General features: G+C 34.5%; 21 protein-coding genes and 1 riboswitch. Of the genes, 10 read left to right on the forward strand and 11 right to left on the reverse strand.

Annotated elements, in window-relative coordinates; translation table 11 throughout:
• Positions 1-36 precede the first annotated feature (36 nt).
• The 4 genes from ribD to R2Q16_RS11710 are packed head-to-tail and all read left to right on the forward strand — an operon-like array spanning position 37 to position 3,456.
• Positions 37-1,089 carry a bifunctional diaminohydroxyphosphoribosylaminopyrimidine deaminase/5-amino-6-(5-phosphoribosylamino)uracil reductase RibD gene (gene ribD, locus R2Q16_RS11695; RefSeq protein WP_316737236.1) on the forward strand — a complete coding sequence of 351 codons (1,053 nt, stop codon included), beginning with the start codon at positions 37-39 and terminating at the stop codon, positions 1,087-1,089.
• Positions 1,089-1,955 (forward strand): DMT family transporter, encoded by an 867-nt coding sequence (locus R2Q16_RS11700; RefSeq protein WP_316737237.1) that lies wholly within the window; start codon positions 1,089-1,091, stop codon positions 1,953-1,955. The genes ribD and R2Q16_RS11700 overlap by 1 nt, the downstream gene beginning before the upstream one ends.
• Positions 1,945-2,559 (forward strand): YigZ family protein, encoded by a 615-nt coding sequence (locus R2Q16_RS11705; protein WP_316737239.1) that lies wholly within the window; start codon positions 1,945-1,947, stop codon positions 2,557-2,559. Before R2Q16_RS11700 ends, R2Q16_RS11705 begins: the two co-directional genes overlap by 11 nt.
• Positions 2,560-2,595: 36 nt before the next feature.
• Positions 2,596-3,456: a nucleoside phosphorylase gene (locus R2Q16_RS11710; RefSeq protein WP_316737241.1), complete on the forward strand. Its 861-nt coding sequence runs from the start codon at positions 2,596-2,598 to the stop codon at positions 3,454-3,456.
• Positions 3,457-3,549: 93 nt separating this feature from the next.
• On the opposite strand, the gene R2Q16_RS11715 is transcribed toward R2Q16_RS11710, so the two are convergent.
• Entirely contained in the window at positions 3,550-3,945 is a 396-nt protein-coding gene (locus R2Q16_RS11715; RefSeq protein ID WP_316737242.1) for a DUF1398 domain-containing protein, read from the reverse strand.
• 2 nt (positions 3,946-3,947) lie between these two features.
• Positions 3,948-4,994, reverse strand: a complete 1,047-nt coding sequence (locus R2Q16_RS11720) for an aldose epimerase family protein (RefSeq protein WP_316737243.1) — start codon at positions 4,992-4,994, stop codon at positions 3,948-3,950.
• 74 nt (positions 4,995-5,068) lie between these two features.
• Here R2Q16_RS11720 and R2Q16_RS11725 point away from each other — a divergent pair, with 74 nt between their 5' ends.
• The 5 genes from R2Q16_RS11725 (at position 5,069) to R2Q16_RS11745 (ending at position 9,653) form a co-directional block, all read left to right on the forward strand.
• Entirely contained in the window at positions 5,069-6,220 is a 1,152-nt protein-coding gene (locus R2Q16_RS11725) for a galactokinase (RefSeq protein WP_316737245.1), read from the forward strand.
• 46 nt (positions 6,221-6,266) lie between these two features.
• Positions 6,267-6,797, forward strand: a complete 531-nt coding sequence (locus tag R2Q16_RS11730; protein WP_316737247.1) for an RNA methyltransferase — start codon at positions 6,267-6,269, stop codon at positions 6,795-6,797.
• A gap of 10 nt (positions 6,798-6,807) precedes the next feature.
• Entirely contained in the window at positions 6,808-7,470 is a 663-nt protein-coding gene (locus tag R2Q16_RS11735; RefSeq protein ID WP_316737248.1) for a YdeI/OmpD-associated family protein, read from the forward strand.
• Positions 7,471-7,678: 208 nt separating this feature from the next.
• Complete coding sequence (locus R2Q16_RS11740; RefSeq protein ID WP_316737249.1) at positions 7,679-8,962, forward strand: OmpA family protein; 1,284 nt, start codon at positions 7,679-7,681, stop codon at positions 8,960-8,962.
• A 388-nt stretch (positions 8,963-9,350) separates the two neighbouring features.
• A complete protein-coding gene (locus R2Q16_RS11745; RefSeq protein ID WP_316737250.1) occupies positions 9,351-9,653 on the forward strand; it encodes a hypothetical protein in 303 nt (100 codons plus the stop codon).
• Between the two features lie 187 nt (positions 9,654-9,840).
• On the opposite strand, the gene R2Q16_RS11750 is transcribed toward R2Q16_RS11745, so the two are convergent.
• The 6 genes from R2Q16_RS11750 to R2Q16_RS11775 form a co-directional block, all read right to left on the reverse strand.
• Positions 9,841-10,338 carry a YMGG-like glycine zipper-containing protein gene (locus R2Q16_RS11750; RefSeq protein WP_316737251.1) on the reverse strand — a complete coding sequence of 166 codons (498 nt, stop codon included), beginning with the start codon at positions 10,336-10,338 and terminating at the stop codon, positions 9,841-9,843.
• A 127-nt stretch (positions 10,339-10,465) separates the two neighbouring features.
• On the reverse strand, positions 10,466-11,188 hold the full coding sequence (locus tag R2Q16_RS11755; RefSeq protein WP_316737252.1) for an ATP-binding protein: 723 nt from the start codon (positions 11,186-11,188) through the stop codon (positions 10,466-10,468).
• Positions 11,178-11,864, reverse strand: coding sequence for a Sir2 family NAD-dependent protein deacetylase (locus R2Q16_RS11760; protein WP_316737253.1), 687 nt, complete (start codon positions 11,862-11,864; stop codon positions 11,178-11,180). Before R2Q16_RS11760 ends, R2Q16_RS11755 begins: the two co-directional genes overlap by 11 nt.
• A 2-nt stretch (positions 11,865-11,866) precedes the next feature.
• Positions 11,867-12,799 (reverse strand): ABC transporter substrate-binding protein, encoded by a 933-nt coding sequence (locus R2Q16_RS11765; RefSeq protein ID WP_316737254.1) that lies wholly within the window; start codon positions 12,797-12,799, stop codon positions 11,867-11,869.
• Positions 12,800-12,909: 110 nt separating this feature from the next.
• On the reverse strand, positions 12,910-13,500 hold the full coding sequence (locus R2Q16_RS11770) for a DUF6580 family putative transport protein (protein ID WP_316737255.1): 591 nt from the start codon (positions 13,498-13,500) through the stop codon (positions 12,910-12,912).
• A 68-nt stretch (positions 13,501-13,568) separates the two neighbouring features.
• The gene (locus tag R2Q16_RS11775) at positions 13,569-15,431 is read right to left on the reverse strand and encodes a TonB-dependent receptor plug domain-containing protein (protein WP_316737257.1); all 1,863 of its coding nucleotides are present in this window, start codon (positions 15,429-15,431) and stop codon (positions 13,569-13,571) included.
• Between the two features lie 97 nt (positions 15,432-15,528).
• Positions 15,529-15,716, reverse strand: a riboswitch (cobalamin riboswitch).
• Between the two features lie 105 nt (positions 15,717-15,821).
• Between R2Q16_RS11775 and R2Q16_RS11780 the strand changes: the two genes are divergently transcribed.
• A complete protein-coding gene (locus R2Q16_RS11780; RefSeq protein ID WP_316737259.1) occupies positions 15,822-17,069 on the forward strand; it encodes a serine hydrolase in 1,248 nt (415 codons plus the stop codon).
• Positions 17,070-17,129: 60 nt separating this feature from the next.
• Here the strand turns inward: R2Q16_RS11780 and rplT are convergent, their stop codons facing one another.
• The 3 genes from rplT to infC all read right to left on the reverse strand — a co-directional run bounded on the left by rplT (position 17,130) and on the right by infC (position 18,352).
• Entirely contained in the window at positions 17,130-17,474 is a 345-nt protein-coding gene (gene rplT / locus R2Q16_RS11785; RefSeq protein WP_025144714.1) for a 50S ribosomal protein L20, read from the reverse strand.
• Positions 17,475-17,552: 78 nt separating this feature from the next.
• Positions 17,553-17,753: a 50S ribosomal protein L35 gene (gene rpmI, locus R2Q16_RS11790; protein ID WP_056872807.1), complete on the reverse strand. Its 201-nt coding sequence runs from the start codon at positions 17,751-17,753 to the stop codon at positions 17,553-17,555.
• A 29-nt stretch (positions 17,754-17,782) separates the two neighbouring features.
• A complete protein-coding gene (infC, locus tag R2Q16_RS11795; protein ID WP_316737269.1) occupies positions 17,783-18,352 on the reverse strand; it encodes a translation initiation factor IF-3 in 570 nt (189 codons plus the stop codon).
• Positions 18,353-18,359 lie beyond the last annotated feature (7 nt).

Here is an 18,359-nt window from a genome sequence, read left to right on the forward strand (position 1 = left end):
CACTTTCCTTGTCATAATTTGACTACTTTTGTGTTAATGAGCGATGAATTTTATATTAAGCGATGCTTAGAATTAGCCGCAAATGCGATTGGTAATGTGAGTCCAAATCCGATGGTTGGATGCGTAATTGTATCAAACGGAAAGATAATTGGCGAAGGATATCATAAAAAATATGGTGAAGCGCATGCAGAACCTAATGCAATTAAAGCTGTTTTAGAAAGATTTGGTGATGAAGCAGAAGACTTGCTAAAAACCGCAACTGCTTATGTTAATTTAGAACCTTGTGCTCATTTTGGTAAAACTCCGCCTTGTGCCGATTTATTTGTAAAACATCAAATAAAAAAGGTAGTAATTGGTAATCGCGATCCATTTTCTGGAGTTGATGGCAAAGGCATCGAAAAACTAAAAAATGCCGGCATTGAAGTAGTGAGTGGAATTCTTGATGAAGAATGTAAATATTTTAACAGACGATTTTTTACTAGAATCAAAAAACAGCGGCCATACATCATTCTTAAATGGGCTGAAACGGCAAATGGTTTTTTCGCTAGCGCTGATGGTCATCAAAAATGGATTAGTGGTGCTTTAGCAAAGAGATTAGCCCATCAATGGCGTACTGAAGAAGATGCAATTTTGATTGGCAAGCAGACTGCAATTATAGATAATCCGCAATTAACGAGCAGATTGTGGCCAGGTAATAATCCTGTGAGGTTAGTAATTGATAAAAATCTTGAAATCCCGCTTTTGAATAATATTTATAATGATGAAGCCAAAACGATAATTTTTAATGAAGTTAAAACCGATGTTGTAAATAACATTCATTACATCCAAATGGAGGATATGCATTTTTATTTGGCACAAAAAATTGCTTTTCAGCTTTACTTGATGGATGTTCAATCGGTTATCATAGAAGGTGGAGCAAATGTTCTGAAACAATTTTTAAATGCCGGAATTTGGGATGAAGCCAGAATTTTTACTTCAGCAAATAGTTGGACAGCGGGTATTCCATCGCCACCAATACAAGGAAGTTTAATTGAACAAACACAAATAGAAAGTGATAAACTTTCTATCTACATAAATGATATAATTTAATGATTTACATAATTTTAAGTGTTTTCTGTAGTGTAACAGTTGCTGTACTTTTAAAACTTGCAAAGAGATATAAGATAAGCATAATTCAGGCGGTAACTATAAACTATTTAACAGCTTTGTTTTTGTGTTTTATGTTTTTTAAACCGGAAGTGAGCTTGATAACGACTAACGCTCCCTGGCCAATTTATATCGCATTGGCAATTTTATTACCCTCTATTTTTCTGGTTTTAGCGGCTTCAGTAAAGAATTTAGGAATAGTGAAAACTGATATTGCTCAACGTCTTTCCTTGTTTATTCCAATATTAGCTGCATATTTTATTTTTAAAGAAAACTTTAATGAGCTAAAATTCGCCGGTCTCGCGGTTGGTTTTTTGGCTATAATTTTAACTTTCCTCCGTAAAAGTGATGGTGAAAATAAAACAAATAAATGGGTGTATCCAATCTCCGTTTTCGTTGGTTTCGGAGTAATTGATGTATTGTTCAAGCAAATTGCATTACACAAAGAATTTCCTTATACAACCTCACTGTTCATTGTTTTTTCTTTAGCTTTTTTTGTTTCGATAATTATCGTTGCGATTATGGTTTTAACAAAGAAAACCAAAATACAATTGGTAAATATTGGATGCGGCTTAATACTTGGCCTGTTTAACTTCGGAAATATCCTCTTTTACATGAAAGCACATAAGGCATTAGCTCAAAACCCTTCGACAGTATTTGCTGCAATGAATTTAGGAGTTATTGTTGTAGGTAGTTTGATTGGTGTGTTGGTTTTTAAAGAGAAATTAACGCGAATAAATTATATCGGAATTGCTTTTGCAGTATGTGCTGTTATTCTAATTACATTATCCCAATTAAATGCTTTTTGACGATTCATATCAAACGATAACCAAAACTTCGGAAGGAATTTTTAGAGATAAAGGCAGCAAATTCATTGCATATGCTTATCCTATACGTTCAGATGAAGAAGTTAAGTCTCTAATTGCAGCATTAAAATCAGAGCATGCTAAAGCAAGGCATTTTTGCTATGCATACAGATTAACTACAGACCGTTCTGTTTTTAGAATAAATGATGATGGAGAACCATCTGGAACTGCAGGCAGGCCAATTTTGAATTGTTTGTTGTCAGAAGATTTAACTTATGTCTTGGTTGTTGTGGTTAGGTATTTTGGGGGCACATTACTTGGCGTTCCCGGATTAATTAATGCTTATAAATCTGCTACAATTGAAGCGCTGCTAAATGCTGAAAAAATAACTAAAACCATAAATGATGTTTACGAAGTTGATTTCGATTACCTGCAAATGAACGACATTATGAAACTAATTAAGGATGAAAACTTAGCAGTTATCAATCAGAAATTTGATATTGATTGTGTGATTAAATTTGAGATCAGAAAGGCACAGTTAAATCAGGTTTTAGCAAAGTTTGATAAAATAGAAGGCATCAAGTTAAGATATTTAGAAACGCTGTAAAACATATTTTCTAATTTTAAATACTAACCAAATCATATGAAAATTCCAGAAAGCGACCTAATAATAAATCCAGATGGTACCATTTATCACTTAAATCTACTACCAGAAGATATAGCCGATACCATAATAACAGTGGGCGATCCTGACCGAGTTGCTGAAGTAAGTAAGTATTTCGACTCTATAGAACTTAAGAAAGGTAAACGCGAGTTTATAACACATACAGGCTTTGTTGGAAAGAAGCGTGTTACGGTGCTTTCAACAGGTATTGGAACAGATAATATTGATATCGTTTTTAACGAACTGGATGCTTTGGTAAACATTGATTTCGAAAGCCGTGAAGTTAAGAAAGAATTAAAATCTTTAGATATTATCAGAGTTGGTACCTCAGGTGCTGTTCAACCAGATATCCCTATGGGCACAATTTTGGCATCTTCTTATGGCTTGGGCATGGATGCACTGATGAATTATTACGTTCATGACTTAAATGGCGACGAGCAAAATATCCTGAATGATATTAACATTCATTTTGGACATTTAAAGAATATTAAACCCTATTTAACCGCGGCAAGTAGTTCTTTGCTAAATACAATTGGAAAAGATATGGCTAATGGCATTACCGTTACCGCACCTGGGTTTTATGCCCCACAGGGTAGAAAAGTTAGGGCAAAAAATGCAATTCCTGATTTTGTGGGATTAATTAATAGCTTTCACAGCAATCAGGAAAGGATTACGAACTTAGAAATGGAAACAGCTGGTATCTATGCTTTAGCGAAAGTTTTAGGACATAATGCACTTTCTGTAAATGCTATTTTGGCAAGTCGTGTTAAGTTTGAATTTAGCAATGAACCAGATAAGATTGTAGAAAAGGCAATTAAAACTGTTTTAGAAAGGCTTTAGATTAAACAGTAATTTTTTGAGCTTGTCGAAAATTTTTAATTAGCATTTCGACAAGCTCAACTTGACAGTTAGTTTTATGTTAAACTTTAAGTTTTAAGCATCAGGAATAACTTCTTTAACTAATTCTTTTTGTTCCATATCCAAATAAGTACAAGTCATTTTCTGAATGTCAATAACCCATTTTTCTACGCCAGCATCAGCAGCTTGCTTACAAAAAGTAAAATAATCTGTTTCACCATTCTGATGAATTTTCAAAGCATGGGAAAGTTTTTCAGCTGATGATTCATCATTTATAGTCAATTGTGGATATTCTTCCGGGCTGGCCTGAACGGAATAATCATCATTACCGAAATAAATTGATAAACCATTAGAAACATAAACGTCATTTCTAACCACGCCTAAAGCTTTAATTTCTTTGATGAATTGAGGAAAATCGGCTCCAGTTTTAATTTTCGCTTCGGCTGATTTTATTTCTTCTATGCTAAACATAACTATTTATTAGTAGATACTTTGTAAATCGTGGTTTGCGTGTATAAATCATCAGGATACAAAATCGTTGATGGAAATTCGCTAACATTTACAGCATTTGGATGGTGTTGTGTTTCTACACAAAAAGCTTCAAAGCCATTGTAATCCTTCCCTCCTTTGCCATTCTTTACTTTTAAATATTTTGAAGTATAAAAGTGAGCAACAGGTTCTGTGGTGTAAATGCTAAGTACTAAACCGCTTTCGTCTTCAATTGTTTTGCTTGCAAGCGATAAATCTCCGTACGTTTTATCCAATACATAAGTTTGGTCATAACCTTCTTCAGCGTTCCAATCTCTACCAATTTCTTTTAGTTCAGTAAAATCTAATGCTGAGCCTTTCACCGGAATCAGTTTTCCAGTTACGCAGTAATTATTATCTTGTTCTAAATAATTTTCTGCAAAAATTTGTTGCTTGTGTTTATCAATTTTACCGCCATTTGGTGCTAAGTTAAAATAACCATGATGGGTCAAATTCAGTGCAGTAGCTTTATCTGTTTCTGCTTCATAGCTTAAAATTAACTCGTTATTTTCAGTCAATTGGAAAGTTAAATCCACAATCAAGTTACCTGGAAATCCCTCTTCCCCATCTACGCTTTCATATTGAAGGGTGACAGATTGATTATCTTCATCAAAATCAACAATATCCCAAACCTTCTTATCAAAACCATCAATTCCTCCGTGTAAACTATCGCTATTATTATTTTTCGCTAAATGATAAGTTTCTCCGTCAATTTTAAATGATGCACTTTTAATTCTATTGGCGTATCTGCCAATTACAGCACCAATATGTGGATTGTTTTCAAGGTAATCTTCATCAAAATATTGGTTAAAATCATCAAAACCTAAAACGATATCTTGCATATCGCCATTGGCATTTTTAACAATGAAATTATTGATAATAGCACCATAATTATAGATCTTAACATAAGTGCCTTTGCTGTTGGTTAGTTCAATTGCGATAACTTCTTCGCCATTAATTATATTTCCGGTTGGTATTTGCTTAATGCTCATAAATTGTAACTTAGGGCTTTTGTTTTCTAAACAAACATACTATTAATACTTGCTTTTATAAATATTTTAGCCTGATGAAATCTCAACTTGAAGAAAAATTTGCAGAACAATATCAAAAAAATGCTGATGCAGTTTATTTTACACCTGGTCGTGTAAATTTAATTGGCGAACATATTGATTACAACGGTGGTTTAGTTATGCCTTGTGCTATTACACTGGGCACCTGGTTAGCAATTGCTCCAAATAATGAAGGCAAATTCAGGTTTAAAAGTTTAAATTTTCCTGAGCAAACTGAAGTTGAAAGCAACGTTCATCATCAAAAAAATGGTAGTTTATGGTCTAACTATGCAATTGGCGTAATAAATGAGTTTATAAAAGACGGGAAAGAAATAAGCGGATTAGATTTTCTTTATTTCGGCAATATTCCAATTGGTTCAGGCCTGTCTTCTTCAGCTTCCATTGAAATTGCCACAGCTTTTGCTTTAAATGATTATTTTAATTTGGGATACGATAATCTGGATTTAGTTAAAATTGCCAAACGTGTTGAAAACGAGTTCATTGGCCTAAATTCTGGTATTATGGACCAATTTGCCGTTGCATATGGCGAAAAGGACAAAGCAATTGTTTTAGATTGCGAAACCTTGAAATATAAAATGGTTGATGTTGATTTAGGCAAGTATGTTCTGGCGATAATCAATACTAAAAAACCACGCGAACTTGCAGATTCAAAATATAATGAACGTGTTGAAGAATGTCAAATCGCTTTAAAACTTCTGAATACCGAAATAAAGCTGAACAATTTATGCGAGTTGAATGCCGAAAAATTTGCCCTTCATAATCATCTAATAACTGATGAAACCATTTTAAACAGGGCAACACATGTTGTTAAAGAGAATGATAGAGTACATCTAGCTGCGAAAGCATTAAATGCTGGCGAACTTGAAGAGTTTGGACGATTGATGTACGCGTCTCACCAATCTTTACGTACTTTATATGAAGTTAGCGGAAAAGAATTGGATACAGTTGTTGATTTTTGTGCGGGATACGAACACGTAATTGGCGCAAGAATGACTGGCGCTGGTTTCGGCGGTTGTGCGATAGCACTTTTAGAAAAAGGTTATGAGGAAGATTTTGCTAAACATTTAACAGATTATTATGTGGCACATATCGGTTATCCGGCAGAAATTTATGTGAGCGAAATTGGTAACGGACCAGTTAAACTGTAGAAAAAAAAAGCATAATACAAATTGATTTTGCCAACATTATTATAGAATGAAAAAATTAAAGTTAGACGAACTAAATAGAACTGATATAGAATCGTTTAAAACACAGGAAAAATTAGCAGTTGTAGCCGTTTTGGATAATGTGAGAAGTATGCATAACATCGGTTCCATTTTTCGTACAGCTGATGGCTTTGCATTGGAAAAGGTTGTACTTTGCGGTATTACGGCTCAACCACCGCATCGCGAAATTGAAAAGACAGCATTGGGTGCAACGCAATCAGTAGACTGGTTGCATTACGATGAAACAACAACTGCTATTGATGAATTAAGAATTCAAGGCTACGAAATTGTAGCAATTGAACAAGCTGAAAGCAGTACGATGCTTAATGCATTTACACCTGATAAAAACAAAAAATACGCTTTAATTTTCGGTAATGAAGTGGATGGTGTAAACGATGAGGTAATGAAAAAAATTGATGAATGTATAGAAATTCCACAATTTGGTACAAAGCATTCTTTTAACATCACAATTTCCGCCGGAATAGTTTTTTGGGATTTCTTTGCTAAACTTAGATTATAAATTAAAGGGTATGGAAAATGCACTTTTAAAGAAACTTCAGATAAAACCAGGATTTGTCGTTAGCGTTGTTGATGCTCCTGAAAATGCAATTGAGATTTTTGGCAATCTGCCAGAAAATGTCTCAATTCATTTTGATGGACTCGATTCTTTTGATGCACTTTTAACATTTACCACCTCCAAAACTCAGCTAAAAAAGCAAATTGAAAGTCATTTAAAGCAATTAAATGCTAAAACCATATTTTGGGTACTAACGCCAAAGAAATCGTCTAAAATTAAAACTGATTTGGATTTGATGAAAACCTGGCAAGAGCTGGACATTTATGGTTTAAATCCTTGTGCATCTGCCGCCATTAACGAAATCTGGACCGGGCTTCGATTAAAGTTTATTACCGAAATCAAACCATCAGGGTTAAGAAACGACCATATAAAAACAAACGATTATAGTGATTACATTGATGTTGCAAACAAAACCGTAACCCTACCTACCGATTTATTAACTGTATTGGAAAGCCAGCCAAAGGCGTTAAAATATTTTCAATCACTTGCCTACTCCCACAAAAAAGAATATGTACTTTGGGTTTTATCTGCAAAGCAAGACAAAACCAGGCAATCTCGGATCGAAAAGACATTGGATATGTTATTAGCAGAAAAGAAAAATCCTTCTGCTAAGTAATGGTTGCTTACTTGTCTCTTATTCTATACATAAATGGCTTAATTTTTTAAGGCTAAGTAACTTTTTTGTGAAGAATTATTTCAGCCATAAACCTCTGATTTATTGATAATTGCCACTCATTTCGTTTTTTTGGCAAGATTTTTTCTAATGGCAGACCAAACAGAATCATTTAAAAGCTGTTTATCCACTATTATTAAGAATAAAAAATATGAATACGAGAATTACAAAATCAACAATGTTGGTTGCCTTATTAGGCTTATCATCGCAGTTATTTGCACAAGAAACGCCAACTACCTCTGGTAGATTTGGTAAACAAAATTTAAGAACATGGAGCGTTGGTGCTCAAGCAGGTATCTTTAGTCAGAATACTATTTTAGGTGGTGGAAGTGTTAAAGCAAGAGAATTCAATAGCATTGGATACGGCGCTTTCGTTAAAAAACAAATTCTACCAGCTCTAGGTTTGCAAGCTGACTTTTTACGTGGCGAAATCAAAACGTTAAATGCATCAAGCACAATCGAGCAAAAAAATAGTATTAACTGGGCTGGTTCATTAACTGCAGTATTAAATATTGCTAATTTTAGCTTAAATACAGAGAATGCAGTATTGATTCCATATGTAAAAGCGGGTGCTGGTTATATGTCTTCGGATTCACAAGTTGGTGCGACTCAAGTTTTTCAAGACAGAGAAGGTTGGTACATTCCAACAGGTGTTGGATTTAAATTTGGTGTTTCTAAAGGAATTAATATCGACTTAGGTTACGACATCAATTTTGTGAAATCATCTCCAACTGTTAAAAGTGCTTATTTAGAAAACAGATACTCATACTCGCACGTAGGTGTTGAATTTGCTTTAGGTAACAAAGAAAATTCTCAATTACAAAATTACAGCGCAATTGCAGATTTACGTAAGCAAACTGCAGAAGAAAGTAACGAGTTGAGAAGAGCATTATCTACAGCTGAAGAAAATGCAGCAAGAGATAGAGCGCAATATGCTAAAGATTTAGCTGATGATGATAACGATGGTGTAGCGAATAAATTTGATAAATGCCCTGGAACTGCATCTGGTACAGTTGTAGACGGTTCAGGATGTCCTATCAAAGTTCAACGAGAAATTGTTAAAGAAACCAAAGTTGTGGTAACTGAGGCAGACCGTAAAGTTGTTAGAGATGCAATTTCAAACTTAGAATTTGACTTAGGTAAATCAACAATCCGTTCAAAATCATACGCTACATTAAATAGAGTTGCTAACTTATTAGTAGAGAAAAACTTTAGCTTAAAATTAGCTGGACATACAGATAATACTGGTGGCAGAGAATTAAACTTACGTTTATCGAAAGAAAGAGCAGAATCTGTAAAAGCTTATTTAGTATCTCAAGGTGCAAATGCATCAAGAATTGAAGCTACAGGTTATGGTCCAGACCAACCGATTTCTACAAACAAAACTGCAGCAGGCCGTCAAGAAAACCGCCGTGTAGAGTTTACATTATATTAAATCGAAAGCTTTAAATAGCATTATAAGCCCCGGTGAATTTATTTCATCGGGGCTTTGTTATTTGTGAGGTATTTTCAAGCAATTTATGTTAATTGCTGCAGTTGCTTCATTCTTCACGTCATTGCGAAGAATGAAGCAATCCTGAAACTTTGAGTTTCTTATAGTAAAGCGCTTTAATATTGCTTTTCCGAAAAATTGGGAAAGGCTTTGTAATGAACGATGGGGTATAAAATATCATCATTTTATAAATAATTTGAAGCGCAAGGTCAGTAAAAATAAGTTACGGCAGTCCCGCCAATGCTGCAATCTTTTGGCGAAACTTACGAAGTCTAACAGGCATCTTCAAGTAGAGACTTCGTAAGTTTGAAGAGCCAAAAGGATTTCCGCTATGTCGGGGCTATTTAACTTCTATCTAAACCATTTTGAGGGGTTTTCTACTCAAACCGTTGTACTTAAACCCGACATAAACGAGCACGAAACGCAGTGGAGTAAAGTGTTTGGCGGGACTGAAGACTGCCATAATAAACAATCTTTCATTTTCAAAGACTTAAACTCATACGCTGAAGATATTCTGAAAGAAGAGTATATTATACTTCACGTCATTGCAAGTTACGAAGCAATCTTAACATTGGGTTTCGTTAGCAGACACCTTAATATTGCTTTGTACCTCGCAATGACCAGTTGGTTTTAGCATCGTTACAGAAATAGCTTATTTTGTAAATGCAATAATCATAAAAAGATTCTGAAACTAAGTTCAGAATGACGAATGGTTGGTATGAAAGTAATTATAATTATTTAGTGAAAAGCCTTTAAAAAAAATGGCAGCCAGATATACTGACTGCCATTTAATATTTAAAACTCCTTAAGGAGTAAGATTATTAGTTTTTAGGTTGCACACGACCTGATTTTCTATCCTCTCCTCTACCGATTAAATAACCAGAACCTGCACCGATAACGCCACCTATGATTGCACCTCTACCTTTTTTCTTATCGATTAAAGCACCACCAACTGCACCAGCTGCACCACCAATTACTGAACCTTTTGCAGCATCGCTCCAACCCTGTTTTTTAGCAGTTGGTTGTGTACCACCGTATGAACTTGAACTTGTGCTAGAATACGAGCGACCAGATGACGAACGTTGTCCCGCTCTTCTTGCTGCCGCTAATTCTGCCTGATGCTGAGCTTCTTTTTCTGCTTCAACTTTTGCAGTTTCAGCTCTTTTAAAGCTATCTAATCTTAAACTATCTTTAACGGCTTTTACCGCCATTGCTTTTTCAGCTTCTGCCTGTTTTAAAGCAGCTTCTTCTTTTGCTTTGTTGTTACAAGCAAATAATACCGAACTACTCAATGCGATTACTACTAATATCTTTTTCATAACATAAATCTTTAAAAATAAACCTTTAGCCACCTAAAGCTAAACGATTTCATTTGTATGTGTTTTTTAGTTAATTATAGATACTAAAGAAAAAATGATGCCAAAAAGTTTTAAAATTATTATTATTTTATTCCAAATCAACGTACCAAAAACCTAAAGTGTCTGATTTACTGTTAGATAAATTATCTTTATCGCTGGAATCGATTGGTTTTGAATAAGTTCTGAAAACCATTTCACCAATCTTAAAATTGATTTTATTTTTAAACAGTGGACCATCAAAGGCAAAGGTATGAAACTCTCCGTTTTCACCGCAAGGATCAATATCTTTAGGAAGATGATTGATTAATTGCCTGTCTATCACTTTAGCACAAATTGATTTCAAATTCTTTTGAGCACAAACAATTATTGTTTTGTATCCAAGTTTTAAAAAATCATTGATTATATGATCAGTATTTTGATTCCATAATGGGAATATGGCTTTCATACCAATTTCTGATAGCTTTTGTTCTCTGTAAATTCTTAAATCCTCTAAGAATATATCGCCAAAAATAGAATGTGTAATGCCTTCAGATATGAAATTACTCATGTGAATTTGCATCACATTATCATAGGCTTCCATATCTGGCATTTCAGGCAAACGAATCTGGTAAAGTGGAATACCAATACTTTCGGCTTGTTTAATTAATAAAGCCTCGCGAACGCCGTGCATCGAAATCCGATTATATTTTTCAGTTACTGTAGTAACCAGGTATTTGATTGCTAAAGTTTCATCTTGTAAAGCATAATGTAAAGCAAGTGTGCTATCTTTTCCACCACTCCAGTTAAAAATGCATTGTTTCTTATTCTGCATTCAGTAAAATTTGCTTTAATTGTTGCACTCCATTTATAGCAGTTTGTTCAATATTTATCACATTGCTATAACGTTTAACATCAGGTGTTTTTGGATCGATGATATATTTCGGGATGTTTCTAGGAACAAAATCGATTAAACCAGCGGCTGGATATACAGCCAGAGAAGTACCGATAAGCACGAAAACATCTGCTTGTTTGCAAATTTTTGCTGCAACTTCTATCATTGGTACAGCCTCGCCAAACCAAACTACATGTGGTCTGAGCTGAGTGCCAAGTTCGCACAGTTCGCCCATTTTAATTTCTGTTCCATTAATTGGATAAGTTAATGAAGCATTTCTATCTGACTGAGATTTGGTAATGACGCCATGTAGATGCGTTACTTTAGTAGAACCTGCTCTTTCGTGTAAATCATCTATATTTTGAGTGATGATTTCAACATCAAATTCATGCTCCAATTCAGCAAGAATAGTGTGCGCTAAATTTGGTTCTGCGGCTAAAACCTGTCTTCTTCTTTCGTTATAAAAATCCTGAACAAGATTAGGATTTCTTTCCCAAGCTTCGGGAGTGGCAACATCATATACATTATAACCTTCCCACAAACCATCCGAATCTCGGAACGTTTTTAATCCACTTTCTGCACTAATTCCGGCACCCGTTAAAACAACTAATTTCATGATTAGCTCAGCACTTTAATTTCAGAATAGTTAATAAATTTCTTTGCTATTTTCTCATCGGGTTTAAAAATTTCCGGATGAAACATACAAGACAACGCTTCAATACCCTCAACCAAAGTACCAACACTTGGTTGCGTAAACATATCAAAGTCTGCGATATAAACCTGATTGTTTTTTACAGCCTCTAAACTATCCCATTCTATTTTGGAGGTTAAGAGACTCATTTCTTCGGCACTGCGGTTAACATCGAAACCACAAGGCGCAATTACTAAAACTTCAGGATTATATTTAACAATTTTTTCCCATTGGGTAACAATAGAATCTCCTGCCGGATTGGAAAGCATATCTACACCACCTGCAACAGCAATTTGAAAAGGAATCCAATGTCCGCAATTGTAAATGGGTTGAATCCACTCCATTAGCATGATGCGTTTAAGTGGCGCTCTGCTAGCTCTTAATTTATCTAAAATCGAATCGGTTTTCTGTTTTAATCCGGCCAAATATTTTAAGGCAACTTCTTCTTTGCCCATAGCTCTTGCAATCGTAATGGCGCAGTCAAAAACATCTTGAAGGTTATTTGGAGAAAGCGGAACAAGCTTAGGCTGCTTGCTCAATTTCATTACAGCTGTTTCTGTGCAAACGGTATCGATGTTACATACCTCACAGATATCCTGGGTAAAAACGATATCTGGTGAAATGTTTTCTAACAATTCATCATCAACCCAATATAAACTTTTTCCCTGCGCTTTTGAAGCCGAGAAAATCCTATCGATTTCAATGCTTGAGTAATTCTTCCCCTCTAAAATGCAGCGTACAATTTTAGGCATATCGGCTGCTTCTTTAGGGCATTCGAAAGTGACACCGTGAAGGTACTCTTGCAAACCCATATCATAAATCATTTTCGTAGCGGCTGGTAGAAATGAAACAACTTTCATAGGTTGGGAAATGTATGAGTTAAAATGGATGATGTTAGTATTATAAAGATAAAAAAAATCCTCTTTTGATAGGAATCAAAAGAGGATTTAGGTATTCGTTTGAAGAATTATTATATTTTTTGTGGTTGCAATTTTAACACTGGATATTTTGATTTTAAAATTTCAAAAGCTCCAAATAAAATAGCACCATAAATAATTGTTCCTTCTAAAAATCTAATTTCGAATGGAATTGCTTTTTCCAAACAAAGCCAAAAACCTGCTAAATTCTGAGTATAAGCTGGGTTTCTAAACCAAATTGGGAAGTCAGTAACAATCCAGTGAATTAAAACGATTACAAATGTTGATGTAAGTAAGTTAACTACGTTCACATTCTTTAATAAAACTCTGCCAACTAAAACCATCAATGCAAAAGCAAAATAAACCACATACCAACCGTCATATAAAAAGCCAGTACTGTATTTACTAAAAATGGTAGTTGATAAAACAAAATCGCTTAAAAACAAACTTAATAGAGGAAAAGCAAATGCTTTTAAATGATCTTTAAAGTAAGCACCGCCAAATAATGCAACTGCACCAATTGATGAGAAATTAGCAAATTTTAGTTCATCAGAATTAAAGGTAACCAACAAACGAAATCCGGTAATTACCAAAATCATTAATAGCAAAATTGCCGTGCGTGGATTAAATTTTAAGTGAGCCATGTTTTAGTATCAAGTATTTAGTATCAAGTTTGTATAACAAGACACGTGAATGCAAAGTTAATTTTTTCTTATCGGATATTAAAACTTACGCCTGTATTAAAATTGAAACCCATTGCATTATATCCAATGATTTCGTTATATTTTTCATTTAAGATGTTTTTAGCATCAAAGAAAATTTTAACACGTTTGTTTGCTAATGCATACTCTGCATACGCATTCAACAATTTGTAAGCTGGTAAAGTGTCAACAGTATAGGTTGCAAAATTACCGTCAGTACGGTTGCCAAAGTAACGGTAATTAGCGCTAACGTATAAATTATCAGTTGCCTGTACGCCTGCATTTACGCCAAAAGTGTGTTTTGGCCTGCGGAATAAATAATCTGCAATTGCATTATCTACGAAGTTGAATTCATTTCCTTCAACATAGCCATAGTAACCGTTTAAATTAAATTTACCGAATTTAACAGCTGGTTCTACTTCAAAACCTTTTGTTTTTTGACTTACTTGATTAATGTAACCTGCCGGATAAGCATAGAGAATTGCATCCGTTAAATCGCGTTTGTAGCCAGCAACTCTTAAGCTAAATTTGTCATCTGCAAAGCTGAAATTAACACCAGCCTCATAATTTTGAGATTTTTCTGGTTTCAAATCTAAGTTAGCACCAAACTGTCCGAATAACATATTTAATGTAGGAATTTTGAACGCTGTTGAAATTGTACCGAATAATTTAATTTCTTTAATAATGTTGATGGTTGGCGTTACTGAATAAGTATAATTTTCGCCGTATTGCTCGTGTTTGTTGTAACGACCACCAACTTCTAAATTAAATATGCTTAAATCATGTAAGAACACAGATGTATAAGCTGCAAAAATATTTGCATTTGGACTGGTTGTACCAGATTTAAGCCTCATATTTCTGTTATCTAAGCCAACCAATAGATCAACTTTGTTGCCAAGCTTTTGGTTGTAAAATAAATCAACAATGTTGATTTTCCCTTGACTAAAACTTGGGAAACTGCTGTGTGCATCGTTCGATGTACTTTCGTAGCTGTAGTTTAATGTTATTTTACCCGTTCCAAATTCGTATTTAGCATTTGTTCCTGTTGCAACATTTTTTAAAATTGAATAATTACCGGCATCTGCAAAAGCACCACCATCAAAACTGTAATTACCATAATAATATCTAACAAATGGATTTACACTAAAGTTCTTGTCTAATTGAATTCCAAAATTTGCATTCAAGGCGCCAGTTCTAAAACCGTCTTTATCATATTCGGTATTGTTTCCAACCGGATTTGCAGCTTCAGAAATGCCGTTTGTTTTATGTTGAGTATAGTTAATGTTGTAATTAAATCCTTCAACACCACCGTTTAAACCAATAGTTCCTTTGTAAGTTTCGTAACTACCTGCAGTTGCAACGCCATAAATTGTATTACCTTTTGGTCCGCCTTTTTTAGTGATGATATTAATTACACCAGCAACCGCGTCAGAACCATAAATAGTAGATTGCCCTCCTCTTAAAATTTCAATATGGTCAATTTGGTCGATAGAAATTAAGCGTAAATCAAATGCACCACCATTTCCGGATGGGTCATTTTGTACAATTCCATCAATTAAAACAACAGCATAAGCACTTCCAGCGCCGCGGAAAAATACTGATTTATTTAAACCAGGGTTACTGCTCGAGCCAGCAACAATAATACCTGCTTGCTCGCTAATTAATTCTGGTAATGATTTGCCGTGACTGCGCTCTAAAGTTTCTTTTGAAATGATGGTAACAACTTTACCCGTTTGCGACTGTTTTTGGTCGTTTTTTGTTGCAGTAATTACAACATCCTTAAGCTGCAAACTGTCTTGTGCATTAGCTGCTTGGCTAATAGTTAACTGCGCAAACCCCAGGCCTGCTGCAATTAAAATTCTTTTTTTGTTCATTTGATTGTGAGTTTTGCCCACAGCCAACAGATTAGGAAAGGAAATGAAAATACGAAAACGTTTAGTACCTCAATCCTAGCTTCAATCCCCGAAAGCTATGAAATTATTCGCTAAAGGCAGGTCTTCTGACTTACTCCCGTTTTCTCAACCTTCCCGAATAAAATCAGTGGTTATTAGAAAGAAAAAACGTTATAGAGCTTACAGCTGCGGGACAGTTGCAGAATTACACTGCATTCCCTTTTAATTCCGATTGTAAAGTCGGAAACCAAAAGCGATGCAAAAGTAGGTATTAAAGATGAGAGACCAAAGTATTGATAAAAAAGCTTTTTGAGCTATTTAAATAAAAGATTAAGAAATGATTATTTTAACTTTAATAATCAAAAGCAAAACATGAAATCATTCTTTACCTCACTCCTTTTATTAATAAGTTTCTCAACCATGGCGCAAAAAACAGATACAGTTTACCTAGGTAAATTGATGAAAGCTAAGCCAAAACTATTTAAAAGTATTTTAAATCATCCTGAGAAAAATCAAGTTCAAATTCTATACACACAAATTAATCGCGATGCTAAAAATAAGCCAAACTTCAAGAGTTTTAGTTACAACCTCGATGCCCATCACTATTTTTATCCAGCAAGCACCGTAAAGTTGGCTGCCGTAATTTTTGCTTTGGAGAAAGTAAACGGATTAAAAAATACCGGTTTAACTGCCAAAAGTTCTATGATTACCGATAGTGCCTACAAAGGGCAAACCAAAGTTTCTACAGATACATCCGCTCAAAATGGTTTGCCAAGCATAGAGCATTATATTAAAAAGATTTTGCTAACCAGTGATAATGATGCATTCAACCGTTTATTCGAGTTCATCGGCAGAGCAGAAATTAATGAGAAATTAAAAACAAACGGATTGATAAATAGTAGAATTTTAAACCGTTTGGCCGTTGGCGATGCTGGAGAAGCGGCTAAAAATACTAATCCAATAAAATTTTACAATGGCGATAAATTGGTTTATAGCCAAAGGGCAGAATACGACCCGAAAGAATACAATTTAAAGCTAACCAATACAATTATGGGAAAAGGCTATTTGGATAGTGCAGATAAATTGGTAAATAAGCCATTTAATCTGGAAAACAAAAATGCTTTTTCTATCGAAGATCAACAACAATTAATGAAAAAGTTAATGTTTCCGGAAACTTTTCCGTCGAAAGAACGATATAATCTAACTGCTGAAGATTATAAATTGATTTATACTTACATGAGCAAGTTTCCAACAGAAAGTAATTTTCCAAAATACAATGCTAATGAATTTTGGCCAACTTACGCAAAGATGCTTTATTACGGAAGGGAGCAAAATGCTGATTTAAATCCAAACATCAGGATTTTTAATAAATATGGAGATAGCTATGGTTTTATAATTGATAACGCCTATTTCATTGATTTTGAAAATGGAATAGAATTTTTATTAACAGCCGTTGTACAAAGTAATGAAGATAGCATTTATAACGATAACAAGTATGAATATGAGTCCGTTTGCTTTCCGTTTATGAAGAATTTAGCTAGAACAATTTATGAAGCTGAATTGGAAAGAAATAAAACAAACAAGCCGAACTTAAGTAAATTCAAAATGGATTATAAATAAAAAAAGTCCTGATTTGCATCAGGACTTTTTCAAATATGATTATCGCCTAAGCGAAAATTTCTATTTTACTGCATCAATTACAGCTTTGAAAGCTTCTGGGTGATTCATTGCTAAATCAGCCAATACTTTACGGTTTAAACCGATTTCTTTTGAAGCAAGTTTACCGATTAATTGAGAGTAAGAAATACCGTGCTGACGAGCACCTGCATTAATACGTTGGATCCACAATCCGCGGAATTCTCTTTTCTTAACTTTACGGTCACGGTATGCATATTGCAAACCTTTTTCTACTGTGTTTTTAGCAACAGTATAAACCTTACTTCTTGCTCCCCAATAACCTTTCGCAAGGTTAAGGATTTTTTTTCTTCTTCTTCTCGAAGCTACTGCGTTTACCGAACGTGGCATGTTGTTGTTGTTTTTTGGTAAGCGGCGTCCTATTTAATTTAAGGAACTTTAATGCCTGATACCTGGTGAATTAATAAATTACTTTCCGATACAAAGCATACGTTTAACGTTACCTGTATCTGCTGCTGTTACCATGCTAGCGTTTCCAAGTGCACGTTTACGTTTAGTACTCATCTTAGTTAAGATGTGACTTTTGTATGCGTTGTTTCTTTTGATTTTACCTGTTCCAGTAAGCGAAAAACGCTTTTTAGCACTGGAATTGGTTTTCATTTTTGGCATAACCTGTTTTTTAATTTATAAACCTATTTTTATTTTTTTGCTACTTTAGGCGCAACTGTCAGAAACATACGTTTACCTTCTAATTTAGGTAATAACTCTACTTTTCCTACATCTTCCAAAGCCTGGGCAAATTTTAATAATAAAATTTCTCCTTGCTCTTTGTAAACAATTGCTCTACCTTTAAAATGCACATAAGCTCTAACTTTCTCACCGTTCTCTAAAAAGCTGATGGCATGTTTTAATTTAAATTGAAAATCGTGGTCGTTTGTATTAGGACCAAAACGAATTTCTTTGATAACCGTTTGCTTAGCGTTTGCTTTTATCTCCTTCTGCTTTTTCTTTTGCTCGTAAACAAACTTGCTGTAATCAATAATTCTACAAACCGGAGGTACAGCATTTGGCGAAATTTCTACCAAATCTAATTCTAGTTCATCAGCAAGTGCCAAAGCTTTAGCCAAAGGATAAATCCCCGGTTCAACATTATCGCCAGCTAAACGCACTTCAGGCGATTTAATATATTGATTAATGTTATGTTCTGCTTCTTTTTTCTTAAAAGGTGGACGTGGTCCCCTGTTAAATCCTGGTCTTCCTAATGCCAAATTTGTA

This window comes from Pedobacter aquatilis (assembly GCF_032678425.1).
GTDB lineage: Bacteria > Bacteroidota > Bacteroidia > Sphingobacteriales > Sphingobacteriaceae > Pedobacter > Pedobacter aquatilis_B.